The following is a 13,600-nucleotide window of genomic DNA, read 5'->3' on the forward strand; positions in this document are numbered from 1 at the left end:
GGAAGGCCTGGAGCGATGCGCGTCTGTTCCTTGAGAACTCAACAGTGTGCCAAGTAGTCGATGCCAAGATGGTCCATCGCAGTGATGTGGTGGGTCTTGGTTGAGATGCGAGTCGTGATACCCGCCTCCGTGGGTGGGCGGCTCGAATACAGCCGAATCTGATTGGTCCTTCGGGACTGTTTCGTGTGTCGGTTGCCGGTCCGCTTTGGTGGTGCCGGTGCCACGTAGACATTTACGGAGAGTTTGATTCTGGCTCAGGACGAACGCTGGCGGCGTGCTTAACACATGCAAGTCGAACGGTGATGGCCAGCTTGCTGGTCTGATCAGTGGCGAACGGGTGAGTAACACGTGAGCAACCTGCCCTTGACTCTGGGATAACCACGGGAAACGGTGGCTAATACCGGATATGAGACGTACACGCATGTGTGGCGTCTGGAAAGATTTATCGGTCAAGGATGGGCTCGCGGCCTATCAGCTTGTTGGTGGGGTAATGGCCTACCAAGGCGACGACGGGTAGCCGGCCTGAGAGGGCGACCGGCCACACTGGGACTGAGACACGGCCCAGACTCCTACGGGAGGCAGCAGTGGGGAATATTGCACAATGGGCGCAAGCCTGATGCAGCGACGCCGCGTGAGGGATGACGGCCTTCGGGTTGTAAACCTCTTTCAGCAGGGAAGAAGCGCAAGTGACGGTACCTGCAGAAGAAGCGCCGGCTAACTACGTGCCAGCAGCCGCGGTAATACGTAGGGCGCAAGCGTTGTCCGGAATTATTGGGCGTAAAGAGCTCGTAGGCGGTTTGTCGCGTCTGCTGTGAAAACCTGAGGCTCAACCTCGGGCTTGCAGTGGGTACGGGCAGACTAGAGTGCGGTAGGGGTGACTGGAATTCCTGGTGTAGCGGTGGAATGCGCAGATATCAGGAGGAACACCGATGGCGAAGGCAGGTCACTGGGCCGCAACTGACGCTGAGGAGCGAAAGCATGGGGAGCGAACAGGATTAGATACCCTGGTAGTCCATGCCGTAAACGTTGGGCACTAGGTGTGGGGCTCATTCCACGAGTTCCGTGCCGCAGCAAACGCATTAAGTGCCCCGCCTGGGGAGTACGGCCGCAAGGCTAAAACTCAAAGAAATTGACGGGGGCCCGCACAAGCGGCGGAGCATGCGGATTAATTCGATGCAACGCGAAGAACCTTACCAAGGCTTGACATACACCGGAAAAGTGCAGAGATGCGCTCCCCGCAAGGTCGGTGTACAGGTGGTGCATGGTTGTCGTCAGCTCGTGTCGTGAGATGTTGGGTTAAGTCCCGCAACGAGCGCAACCCTCGTCCTATGTTGCCAGCGGGTTATGCCGGGGACTCATAGGAGACTGCCGGGGTCAACTCGGAGGAAGGTGGGGATGACGTCAAATCATCATGCCCCTTATGTCTTGGGCTTCACGCATGCTACAATGGCCGGTACAAAGGGCTGCGATACCGCGAGGTGGAGCGAATCCCAAAAAGCCGGTCTCAGTTCGGATTGGGGTCTGCAACTCGACCCCATGAAGTCGGAGTCGCTAGTAATCGCAGATCAGCAACGCTGCGGTGAATACGTTCCCGGGCCTTGTACACACCGCCCGTCAAGTCACGAAAGTCGGTAACACCCGAAGCCGGTGGCCCAACTCGTAAGAGAGGGAGCTGTCGAAGGTGGGACTGGCGATTGGGACTAAGTCGTAACAAGGTAGCCGTACCGGAAGGTGCGGCTGGATCACCTCCTTTCTAAGGAGCATCTGGCAGCCGTGCTCGCCTGTCATGGGTGGGTGCAGGGTGTCCAGGCCCGCACACACGGCGAACGATCGTGTGGTGGTGCTCGAGGGTGGAACATCGACTATGGCCGGCCTGGTGCCGGTGGTTGCTCTAGTACGCCTGCCGTTCGCGGTGGGGAGGGAACGAGTGGATCGCCGGATGATCTGGGTGGGCTTGGCACGCTGTTGGGTCCTGAGGGAACAGCCGGAAGGTTGGGAACTTGGGGTCGAGTCGCGCACTGTCGCCGCCTGTGGGTGGGGGTGGTGCGCGTCGGCCTGCGGGCCGCCTGGTCCTTCGAACCGCTCACCGTGTGGTGGGTAGGCGGGGGAGTGTAAGGGCGAGTCACCCGGTCGTAGCTTGAGAACTGCACAGTGGACGCGAGCATCTTTGAATGATCTTTGTGGTCAAGTTTATAAGGGCACAGGGTGGATGCCTTGGCACTAGGAGCCGAAGAAGGACGTTGTAGCCTGCGATAAGCCTCGGGGAGTTGGCAAACGAACCGTGATCCGAGGATGTCCGAATGGGGAAACCCCGCACGAGTCATGTCGTGTGACCCGCACCTGAATATATAGGGTGTGTGGAGGGAACGGCGGGAAGTGAAACATCTCAGTACCGCCAGGAAGAGATATTCCGTGAGTAGTGGCGAGCGAAAGCGGATCAGGCCAAACCGTCTACGTGTTCAAGCCGGCAGGCGTTGCGTATGCGGGGTTGTGGGACCTTGCTGTTGGTTCTGCCGAACCGACAGGGAGTCAGAAAGTCGCGTCATAGTCGAAGGGCATTGAAAGGCCCGGCACAGAGGGTGTGACCCCCGTAGACGAAATGGCGTGGCCTCCCGTGAGGGATCCCAAGTAGCTCCGGGCCCGAGAAACCTGGAGTGAATCTGCACAGACCACTGTGTAAGCCTAAATACTACCTAGTGACCGATAGCGGACAAGTACCGTGAGGGAAAGGTGAAAAGTACCCCGGGAGGGGAGTGAAATAGTACCTGAAACCGTGTGCCTACAATCCGTCGGAGCCTCCCTAGCAGGGGTGACGGCGTGCCTTTTGAAGAATGAGCCTGCGAGTTAGTGGTACGTGGCGAGGTTAACCCGTGTGGGGAAGCCGTAGCGAAAGCGAGTCCGAATAGGGCGTCTCAGTCGCGTGCTCTAGACCCGAAGCGGAGTGATCTAGCCATGGGCAGGGTGAAGCGCGGGTAAGACCGCGTGGAGGCCCGAACCCACCAGGGTTGAAAACCTGGGGGATGACCTGTGGTTAGGGGTGAAAGGCCAATCAAACTCCGTGATAGCTGGTTCTCCCCGAAATGCATTTAGGTGCAGCGTCACGCGTTTCTTGCCGGAGGTAGAGCTACTGGATAGCCGATGGGCCCCACCAGGTTACTGACGTTAGCCAAACTCCGAATGCCGGTAAGCCAGAGCGTGGCAGTGAGACTGCGGGGGATAAGCTCCGTAGTCGAGAGGGAAACAGCCCAGACCACCAGCTAAGGCCCCTAAGCGTATGCTAAGTGGGAAAGGATGTGGAGTTGCACAGACAACCAGGAGGTTGGCTTAGAAGCAGCCACCCTTGAAAGAGTGCGTAATAGCTCACTGGTCAAGTGATTCCGCGCCGACAATGTAGCGGGGCTCAAGCATACCGCCGAAGCTGTGGCATTCACACGATAACTAAGCCTTCGTGGTTCAGGTGTGTGGATGGGTAGGGGAGCGTCGTGTGGCGAGTGAAGTCGCGGGGTGACCCAGCGGTGGACGCTACACGAGTGAGAATGCAGGCATGAGTAGCGAATGACGGGTGAGAAACCCGTCCGCCGAATGACCAAGGGTTCCAGGGCCAGGCTAATCCGCCCTGGGTAAGTCGGGACCTAAGGCGAGGCCGACAGGCGTAGTCGATGGACAACGGGTTGATATTCCCGTACCGGCGAAGAACCGCCCATACCGAGCCCGGTGATGCTAAACGACCGAGCCGGCACACCACCCCTTCGGGGGTACCGTGCCGGGGAGCTCGTGACCCGAACCGGTAGTAGGTAAGCGTATTAACAGGGGTGACGCAGGAAGGTAGCCGTGCGTGGCGATGGTAGTCCACGTCCAAGGTCGTAGGGCGAGAGGTAGGCAAATCCGCCTCTCATGAAGCCTGAGAGCTGATGGTGACCGCGAACGCGGGAAAATGGTGATCCTATGCTGCCAAGAAAAGCCTCGACGCGAGGTTCTAGCCGCCCGTACCCCAAACCGACTCAGGTGGTCAGGTAGAGAATACCAAGGCGATCGAGAGAATCGTGGTTAAGGAACTCGGCAAAATGCCCCCGTAACTTCGGGAGAAGGGGGGCCTGAAGCGTGAACCGACTAGCTCGGGGAAGCGTGAAGGGCCGCAGAGACCAGGGAGAAGCGACTGTTTACTAAAAACACAGGTCCGTGCGAAGTCGCAAGACGATGTATACGGACTGACGCCTGCCCGGTGCTGGAAGGTTAAGAGGACGGGTCAGCCGCAAGGCGAAGCTCAGAATTTAAGCCCCAGTAAACGGCGGTGGTAACTATAACCATCCTAAGGTAGCGAAATTCCTTGTCGGGTAAGTTCCGACCTGCACGAATGGCGTAACGACTTCTCCGCTGTCTCAACCGCGAACTCGGCGAAATTGCACTACGAGTAAAGATGCTCGTTACGCGCAGCAGGACGGAAAGACCCCGGGACCTTTACTATAGCTTGGTATTGGTGTTCGGTGCGGCTTGTGTAGGATAGGTGGGAGACTGTGAAGCCGGCACGCCAGTGTCGGTGGAGTCAACGTTGAAATACCACTCTGGTCGCTCTGGATATCTAACCTCGGTCCGTGATCCGGACCAGGGACAGTGCCTGGTGGGTAGTTTAACTGGGGCGGTTGCCTCCTAAAATGTAACGGAGGCGCTCAAAGGTTCCCTCAGCCTGGTTGGCAATCAGGTGGCGAGTGCAAGTGCACAAGGGAGCTTGACTGTGAGACTGACAGGTCGAGCAGGGACGAAAGTCGGAACTAGTGATCCGGCGGTGGCTTGTGGAAGCGCCGTCGCTCAACGGATAAAAGGTACCCCGGGGATAACAGGCTGATCTTGCCCAAGAGTCCATATCGACGGCATGGTTTGGCACCTCGATGTCGGCTCGTCGCATCCTGGGGCTGGAGTAGGTCCCAAGGGTTGGGCTGTTCGCCCATTAAAGCGGTACGCGAGCTGGGTTTAGAACGTCGTGAGACAGTTCGGTCCCTATCCGCTGCGCGCGCAGGAAACTTGAGAAGGGCTGTCCCTAGTACGAGAGGACCGGGACGGACGAACCTCTGGTGTGCCAGTTGTTCCGCCAGGAGCACGGCTGGTTGGCTACGTTCGGAAGGGATAACCGCTGAAAGCATCTAAGCGGGAAGCCTGCTTCAAGATGAGGTTTCCACGGGGACTTGATCCCTGAGAGGCACCCAGCTAGACCACTGGGTTGATAGGCCGGATGTGGAAGAGGGGACGAAAGACCCTCGCAGCTGACCGGTACTAATATGCCGACAACTTCACCACCTTCATTCATTGCTACGCGTCCACTGTGCGGTTCCCGAGAGACGAACGGGAACCCGTTTGACAACTCGACAACGTTACGGCGGTCATAGCGAAGGGGAAACGCCCGGTCCCATTCCGAACCCGGAAGCTAAGCCCTTCAGCGCCGATGGTACTGCACTCGCCAGGGTGTGGGAGAGTAGGACGCCGCCGGACACTCATTTCAGAAAGAGCCACCCCTCCGGGGGTGGCTCTTTCTGTTTCCCCACAACGTGTTTCCCCACAACGCCCCCGACCACATCCCGAGCGATTCCGAGCTCGCACACGCACCGGGCACCGGCTCCCCACACAGGGGACGACCCGCGGCGCAGGACGGATTCCGGCACACCCGCCGGCGTGGTTGTGGCCCAGGTGACGGTGCCATGACAGGGCATCCGTCTCGTCACGCTCGTCCGGGGTGAGAGCATGGGGCGTTGGTCAGGTCGAGGAGAGCAGTCACACGATGAACAGCGACAACGGCGCGGGGCGCACCCCTGACCGAGGACACGCACGCGACGATCGTCGGGGCGTCGGTGCGAACGGTCGGAGCGAGCGCCCAGGTGGGGCCGGTCGATCGTCGGGGGCTTCCGGCAGCGGGCTGCCGCGCGCCGGCGGGAAGGACTCGGGGCGTGGGCGGCAGGGTCCTGCTCCCGCCTGGGTCCGCGACTCACGGGCCTCGAACCAGCCTCGGGTGGGGGACGGGCCCGCGCGCGCTGGCGGCGACCGCGACGAACGTCGCGGGGGCGGTGCTCGTCCGGACAGGGCCGCTGGTGGGCGCGCGGCCGGCACGGCATCGGGGGGCCGTACTGGCGGTTCCTCCTGGACGGACCAACGCGGTCGCGCCACGCCGCCGCGCGGTGATGGACCGCGTGGTCCCCGCGAGGCCCGCGGGTCGGGGCCGTACTCGTCACGCGATGACCGTGGGCCACGACCGGCCGGCGACGCCGGTGCGCCGCGGTCGTCGTGGTCGGGCGGCAACCGCTCTGCGCGGCCGGCGGGATCGGCCGGAGACAGTCCCAGGTCGTACTCCCGAGACGCGGGCAGCCCTGCCGGTGAGCAGCGCAGCGCGGGCTATCCCCGTCGTGACGGCGGTGTGCGCACCCCTACCGGGAGCTCTCGGGGTGCCGGACAGGCGGGGGGGTATGCGCGCCAGGACGATCGGGGTGCGCGCCCGCCGTACGGCCGGAGAGACGAGGGCGGTTCGGACGACCGCGGAGGCCGGGACCAGCGTGGCTCGACCGGCCCGCGTCGGGAGGATCGAGCAGGCGGCCCCGCCGGCCGCGGACGCGATGACCGCGGCGAGCGCTCGTCGTACCCGCGCAGGGACGAGCGTGGACAAGGGACCTGGTCGGCGGGTCGGTCGGCCGCCGGCGGCGGTGCCGTTCACCGTTCGCGTGACGACCGGCCGGAGCGTCCGCCCTACGCTCGTCCGGATCGCGGTCAGGACTCCGCGCGGCCCCGCCATGACGGTGGACCGGGCGCCTCGCCGTACGGTGCACGCGACGAGCGTGGCGGTCGTTCCTCCTCTCCGCGCCGGGACGAACGTGGCCCGTGGACCGGGGCGGCGCGTGACGGTGCGGGCTCGGACGGCGCGCGCCGTGGTGCACGCCGAGAGGACGCGGAAGGTCGTCCGGCAGGACGTCGCGCCACGGACCGGCCGCCGTTCGTCCGACGCGACGCCGACGGTGAGAGGCAGGACCACCGCTCGGGCGGGGATCCGAGGGGTGGGTCCGGCGACCGGTACGACGCTCGACGGTCGTCCGGGCCGCGGGCGGGCCGCTCGGACGCCGGACCCGGTACCGGCGCGCGCAACGACGCCGAGGGCCGTTCACGGCCGACGCGGTCGGGAGACGAGCGACGCGCGCCTACCCACGGCCCCGGAGGCGGTGCCGGTGCAGCCGGTGCCGGTGCGGCCGGGGCGGCCCGGTCAGGACGCCCCGTGTCGGGCGGCGGACGTGGCCATAGCGACGGCGTCCGACGACCGCACGAGGAACGTCCGACGCGGCCTCCGCAGGACGAGCGCGTCCAGGGGCCGGAGATCCCGGAGGACGTCGTCTTCAGCGACCTCGACAAGTCGGTGCGGGGCCGCCTCCGGACCCTCAGCAAGGACAACGCGGACGGTGTCGGTCGGCACCTCGTGATGGTGGGCCGGTTGCTCGACTCGGAGCCGGAGCTCGCGTACGAGCACGCCCAGGCGGCCGTCCGTCGTGCCGGGCGGGTCGACGTGGTCCGGGAGGCGGCGGGCCTCGCGGCCTACCGGACAGGGCGTTACGCCGAGGCGCTTCGCGAGCTGCGCACCGTCAGGCGCCTCAATGGCTCGTCGGAGCACCTGCCGATCATGGCGGACTGCGAGCGGGGCCTGGGGCGGCCGGAACGGGCGATCGCCCTCGCGCAGGAGCCCGAGGCGGCGACGCTCGATGTTGACGGGCAGGTCGAGCTCGCCATGGTCGTGAGCGGCGCGCGGCTCGACCTCGGCCAGGCCGAGGCCGCCGTGGCCGCGGTGTCGACGCCGGCGGTCCGTGCGGCCGTCGGTGTCCTGGCTGCCCGGGTGGCCCAAGCACGGGCGGCGGCGCTCGAGGCCGACGGCCGTCCCGACGACGCGGTGGCCGAGCTGGCGCCCTACAGCGTGGCCGAGCTCGCCTCGGCCGCGGGCGACGTGGAGGAGGAGGACGAGATCGTCGTCTTCGACCTCGACGAGTCCGACGACGAGTCCGACGACGGGATCGACGACGAGGTCCTGGCCGACGACCACGTGGGCGACGACGAGGAGGACGGCGTGGACGACGCCGACGAAGACCTCGAGGCTGGCGCCGACGGCGGCCCCCACGGACTCGAGGACGTCGCCGGGCGGTCGGACCGGGAGGTCGTGGCGACGGCTGTCGACGGGCCCGGTGCGGACGAGACCGGCGCCGAGACGGCCCAGCGGGCTCACGGTGAGCCGGAGGGAGCCGCATGAGCGGAGGTCTCGAGGGGTCGACGACACCCCTCGCCGACCGCTTCGGCCTGGCGCTGGTGGACCTCGATGGGGTCGCGTACCGCGGTCATGAGCCGATCGACGGCGCCGCTCAGGGTCTGACGACCGCCCGGGACCGCGGGATGCGGCTCGTGTTCGTGACGAACAACGCCTCCCGGGAACCGGAGTCGGTGGCCGACCAGCTCACCCAGCTCGGCATCCCGACGAAGGCTGCCGAGGTCATGACGGCCGCGCAGGCAGCGGCGCAGCTCCTGCGGACACGACTCCCTCGGGGGGCCAAGGTGCTCGTGGTCGGGGGCGCCGGGCTCGTGACGGCGGTGCAGCAGGCCGGGTACACGGTCGTCGACTCCGCGGACGACGAGCCCCAGGCGGTCGCCCAGGGCTTCTCGCCTGATCTCGGGTGGGCCCAGCTCGCCGAGGCGGCGTACGCCGTGCAACGGGGCGCATGGCACGTCGCGTCGAACCTCGACCTCAGCCTGCCCACTGCGCGAGGGTTCGCCCCCGGTAACGGGTCGCTCGTCGGTGCGGTACAGGCCGCGACCGGGGTGGTCCCTGACAGTGCCGGCAAGCCGTCGCCGACGATGTACCACATGGCCGTGGAGCGTGCCGGGGCCCTCGAGACGCTCGTCATCGGCGACCGGCTCGACACGGATCTTGCGGGTGCACGGTCGGGGGGCTACCTCGGGCTGCACGTGCTGACGGGTGTGAGCTCGGCGCGCGACGACGTCCTCGCCGCCCCCGGCGAGCGCCCCCACTTCATCGGCGCGGACCTGCTGTCGTTGCTCGACGCGCACCCGGCTCCCGAGCCCGGCGCCGAGGGGTGGTGGACGGTCCGCGGCGCTGCCGCACGCGTGGCGCACGGCCGCCTGGAGATCGACCGCGGCCGCGAGGACGGGCTCGAGCACCGGGTCGACGTGGTTCGCGCGGCGTGCGCCGCCGCGTGGGCCTTCGTCGACGACGGCGGCACGCTCGACGTCTCGAGCGTGCCGGAGCTGGACGTACGGGCTGTCGGCGCCTGACGTCGCGCGCGTGCGAGGCGACTCGTCGGCGGTGTGCGGGGCGACTCGCCCCGCTGGGTGTGGACGGTGAGCGCGGGTGCGTGTGCGTCGCCGGGTAACGTGGGCGCGTCCTGGTCGTCGCTCCGTCGTCACTCCGGTCGACGGGCTCCCTGGGGGACGTGTCTGCCGGCCCGTGCGGCTGCGGTCGTCCCAGCGCAGCCCCGTGACGCGGCACCAGGATGCCGAGAGACTAAGGAGTCAACCGTGAGCACGATGTCCGGTCCGGACGCCGACGGCGGTCGCGACGAGGCCCTCGCGCGGCCGACCCCGTCCTCGGTGCGCCTTCCGGCCGCCACCGTGAACGGTCCGGAACCGGTACCGGCGGTCGCCGGGAGCGGCGGTCCCGAACGGGTACCCGCGGTCGCCGGGAGCGGCGGTCCCACGGGCGACCCGCACGTCGACGCCGCACTGACCCGGCTGGACGGGCTCGAGGACGTCCCGTTGAGAGAGCACGTCGCGCACTTCGACGCGGTGCACCGGGCTCTCGGGGACCGGCTCGCGGACGCGGAAGGCGTGGGCGCGTGACGACGCGGTTGGACAGCGAGCTGGTGCACCGAGGGCTCGCGCGGTCACGTCGCCAGGCCGGGGAGCTCATCGCGGCCGGGCGGGTGTCTGTGGACGGCAGCCCGGCGCGCCGCAGTGCGGTCCGGGTGTCTGCCCAGCACGAGGTCGCGGTGGCCGAGGACGACTCTGATCCCGGGTTCGCCTCGCGTGCCGGGCACAAGCTTGCCGGGGCGCTCGCCGCACTCGGAGCCACGGGTCCCGCGGTCCGAGGGCAGGTGTGCCTCGATGCCGGGGCCAGCACGGGAGGCTTCACCGACGTGCTCCTGCGCGCGGGCGCAGCCCGCGTGGTCGCCGTCGACGTCGGACACGGCCAGCTCGTTCCCAGGCTTGCTGCCGACGGGCGCGTCGACTCGCGCGAGGGCGTGAACGTGCGGGACCTGGTGGCGGGAGCGATCGACCCGGCCCCAGCCGTGGTGGTCGCAGACCTCTCGTTCATCTCGCTCCCGCTCGTCCTGCCCGCGCTCGTCGCGGTCGCCGCCCCGGGTGCCGACATGCTGCTGATGGTCAAGCCGCAGTTCGAGGTAGGACGGGAACGGCTCGGATCAGGTGGCGTCGTGCGCGACCCCGCGCTGCGCGCGGAGGCCGTCGTCGGCGTCGCACGGGCGGCACGGGAGCTCGGTCTCGAGCTGTTCGCGGTGCTTCCCAGCGTGCTGCCTGGACCGAGCGGCAACCTGGAGTACTTCCTGTGGCTGCGAGGAGCGGGACCGGTGCTCCGGGCGAAGGGCGGACGGATGCCCGGGCCTGTGCCGGACGAGGGCGGCCCCGTCGGGGCTCGCTCGAACCTGAGCGGGCCCGGCACGTCGGCTCGGGACGGGGCCGGTGACCCATGGCTGGTCGCAGTCGAGGCTGCGGTCGCGGCGGTGGTCGTGGGAGGTGCACCCCTCGCCGTGCCTTGCGCGGCTCCGGGCGTGGCCCTGCTCCCGCCCTCCTCACGGGCGCCCGATCCCCGGCCGGACCCTGCGCCCGGCAGCGGGCCGTCCCCGAGAGCTGGCGAGGTCCCGGAAGCTGGCGGGGTCCCGGAAGCTGGCGGGGTCCCGAGAGCTGGCGAGGCCCCGAGCCCGGACGGTGGTCCGTGACCCGCCGGGCGCTCGTCGTGACCCACCGCGGGCGCGAAGAGGCGCTGGCGGCCACCAAGGAGGCGGTCGAGGAGCTCGAGGCAGCAGGTGTCGAGCCGTTCCTCGCACCGGAGGACTGCACGCCGGAGGAGCTGCCGGAGTTCGAGCTCGGGATCGTGCTGGGCGGCGACGGCACCATCCTGCGCGCCGCCGAGCTCACACGCGGTACGCCGGTGCCGTTGCTCGGCGTCAACCTGGGGCACGTCGGGTTCCTGGCGGAGAGCGAGAGGGACGACATCGGCGACGCCGTCCGACGGCTCACGTCCGGTGACTTCATCGTCGAGGAGCGCGGGACCCTCGACGTGCGGGTCCTCACCCCGGAGGGTGACGTGCGGACCGGCTGGGCGCTGAACGAGGCCGCCCTCGAGAAGGTCGACCGGTCGCGCATGCTCGAGGTGATGGTGGAGGTCGACGGGCATCCGCTGTCGTCGTTCGGGTGCGACGGGATCGTCGCGGCGACCGCGACGGGCTCGACGGCGCACGCGTTCTCAGCCGGCGGCCCGGTCGTGTGGCCGGACGTCGACGGCATGATCCTCGTGCCGCTGTCGGCGCACGCCCTGTTCGCGCGGCCCCTCGTGGTCGGTCCGCGCAGCCTGCTGGCACTGGAGGTCCTCGATCGGTCGCCGGCGCCCGGGCTCGTCACGTGCGACGGCCGCCGCCGCCTGGACGTCCCCCGTGGCTCACGCGTCGAGGTCACCCGCAGCAACATCCCTGTCCGGCTGGCCCGGCTCACCCCGGCCCCGTTCACGACGCGACTGGTGCACAAGTTCGGCCTGCCGGTGGAGGGCTGGCGAGGAAGGGCGCACCGTGCCGGCGGACCTGCGACGGAGGAGGCACCGTGATCGAGGAGATCCGGATCCAGAACCTGGGGGTCATCGGGCGCGCGCACATCCAGCTCGGGCCGGGCCTGACCGTGCTGACCGGGGAGACCGGTGCGGGCAAGACCATGGTGCTGACGGCGCTGTCGCTGCTGCTGGGGGGCAAGGCGGACCCGACAACGGTGCGGACGCACGCGCAGGGCGCGGCCGTCGAGGGCCGTGTCGTGCTGCCCGGCGACGCTCCGGCGCTGCTCCGGGCCGAGGAGGCGGGCGCGGAGCTGGACGACGACGGCAGCCTGCTGCTCGTACGCACCGTCAGTGCCGGTGGCGACGGAGGTGGCGGCCGCTCGCGCGCGTTCGTCGGCGGCCGGTCGGTGCCGCAGGCGGTGCTCGGCGAGCTCGCGCAGGCGCTCGTGACCGTGCACGGCCAGGCGGACCAGGCGCGGTTGCGCTCGCCCGCGCACCAGCGCGAGGCGCTCGACCAGTTCGTCGGGCCTCAGCACCGCGAGACGCTCGGCCGCTACCGTGCCGCGTGGACGGATCGGGCGAGGGTCGACGCCGAGCTGAGCGAGCTCGTCGAGCGGGCACAGGACCGTTCCCGCGAGGCGGAGCTGCTCCGGCTGGGTCTCGGCGAGGTGGAGCGCGTCGACCCGCAGCCGGGGGAGGGACGTCGCCCTCGCCGAGGAGGCCGGGCGGCTCGCGCACGCCGAGGACCTGCGTGCTGCGGCCGCGGGCGCGCACGCCGCGTTGGCGGGCGACGAGGACGGCGGCACCGACACGGTCTCGGCGGCTGCCGTGGTGGAGCACGCGCGGCGTCTGCTCGACCAGGTCGGCGCGCACGACCCGACGCTCGCGACGCTCGCGACGCGCATCGCCGAGGCGGGGTACCTGCTCGCGGACGTGGCCGCCGATCTCGGTGCCTATGTCGAGGACCTCCAGGCGGACCCTCGCAGGCTCGAGGTCGTCCAGCAGCGACGAGCCGAGCTCGGCACGCTGACCCGGAGCTACGGCGCGGACGTCGCGGAGGTGCTCGCATGGGCGTCGACCTCCGGGCTGCGGCTGCTGGAGCTCGAGGGTGGGGACGAGCGCATCGAGTCCCTCCGGGTGGCACGCGACGAGCTCGACGCGTCGATCGTCGAGCTCGCACGGGAGATCACGTCGGGTCGGACAGAGGCGGCATGGCGGCTCGCGCAGGTCGTCTCGGACGAGCTGGACGGGCTCGCGATGAGCGGGGCCGAGCTCCGGGTCGTGGTGGAGCCGGCGGACGGCCCGGGCCCGCACGGCGCCGACCGGGTGGAGATGCTGCTCGTGCCGCATGCCGGCGCACCGGCGCGCCCTCTCGGCAAGGGTGCGTCCGGCGGTGAGCTCTCGCGCGTCATGCTGGCCCTCGAGGTGGCGCTCGCGACCGCTCCGCACGACGACGCGGCCCGGCCCGGCACGTTCGTGTTCGACGAGGTCGACGCGGGCGTCGGCGGCCGGGCTGCGATCGAGGTCGGTCGGCGGCTCGCCGAGCTCGCGCGCGGCAGCCAGGTCCTGGTCGTGACACATCTCGCGCAGGTGGCGGCGTTCGCCGACCGCCACCTCGTCGTGACGAAGTCCACCTCCGACGGCATCGACGTGGTGACGGAGTCGGACGTGCGACGGGTCGGGGGCGACGACCGGGTGCGCGAGCTGGCCAGGATGCTGTCCGGGCAGGACGACTCCCAGGCGGCGCGCACCCATGCGGCGGAACTGCTGGAGCTCTCGTCCGTGGGACGATGAGCG

At 68.4% G+C, this 13,600-nt stretch carries 5 protein-coding genes, 3 rRNA genes and 1 pseudogene; all 9 read left to right on the forward strand.

Going from position 1 to position 13,600, the window contains the following annotated elements:
• Window positions 1-231: 231 nt before the first annotated feature.
• The 9 genes and pseudogenes from ACVW07_RS00005 (at window position 232) to recN (ending at window position 13,597) form a co-directional block, all read left to right on the forward strand.
• Window positions 232-1,753: ribosomal RNA gene (locus ACVW07_RS00005) — 16S ribosomal RNA — on the forward strand.
• Window positions 1,754-2,182: 429 nt separating this feature from the next.
• Window positions 2,183-5,292 (forward strand): 23S ribosomal RNA (locus ACVW07_RS00010).
• Window positions 5,293-5,367: 75 nt separating this feature from the next.
• Window positions 5,368-5,484, forward strand: a 5S ribosomal RNA gene (gene rrf, locus ACVW07_RS00015).
• Together the 16S, 23S and 5S rRNA genes form the textbook arrangement of a ribosomal RNA operon.
• A 1,762-nt stretch (window positions 5,485-7,246) precedes the next feature.
• Window positions 7,247-8,263, forward strand: a complete 1,017-nt coding sequence (locus ACVW07_RS00020; RefSeq protein WP_456817248.1) for a tetratricopeptide repeat protein — start codon at window positions 7,247-7,249, stop codon at window positions 8,261-8,263.
• Complete coding sequence (locus ACVW07_RS00025; RefSeq protein WP_456817249.1) at window positions 8,260-9,300, forward strand: HAD-IIA family hydrolase; 1,041 nt, start codon at window positions 8,260-8,262, stop codon at window positions 9,298-9,300. Before ACVW07_RS00020 ends, ACVW07_RS00025 begins: the two co-directional genes overlap by 4 nt.
• A 243-nt stretch (window positions 9,301-9,543) precedes the next feature.
• Window positions 9,544-9,864: a hypothetical protein gene (locus ACVW07_RS00030; protein WP_456817250.1), complete on the forward strand. Its 321-nt coding sequence runs from the start codon at window positions 9,544-9,546 to the stop codon at window positions 9,862-9,864.
• Window positions 9,861-10,979, forward strand: a complete 1,119-nt coding sequence (locus tag ACVW07_RS00035; RefSeq protein WP_456817251.1) for a TlyA family RNA methyltransferase — start codon at window positions 9,861-9,863, stop codon at window positions 10,977-10,979. Before ACVW07_RS00030 ends, ACVW07_RS00035 begins: the two co-directional genes overlap by 4 nt.
• The gene (locus ACVW07_RS00040) at window positions 10,976-11,860 is read left to right on the forward strand and encodes an NAD kinase (protein WP_456817252.1); all 885 of its coding nucleotides are present in this window, start codon (window positions 10,976-10,978) and stop codon (window positions 11,858-11,860) included. Before ACVW07_RS00035 ends, ACVW07_RS00040 begins: the two co-directional genes overlap by 4 nt.
• Window positions 11,857-13,597, forward strand: a pseudogene (gene recN, locus ACVW07_RS00045) (DNA repair protein RecN). Before ACVW07_RS00040 ends, recN begins: the two are co-directional and overlap by 4 nt.
• Window positions 13,598-13,600: the final 3 nt, after the last annotated feature.

It is taken from the genome of Cellulomonas sp. URHB0016, assembly GCF_054057935.1.

Excerpts from the sequence above, each read along its gene's own strand:
- ACVW07_RS00025 (WP_456817249.1), top strand. The coding sequence starts at position 8,260 with ATGAGCGGAGGTCTCGAGGGGTCGACGACACCCCTCGCCGACCGCTTC.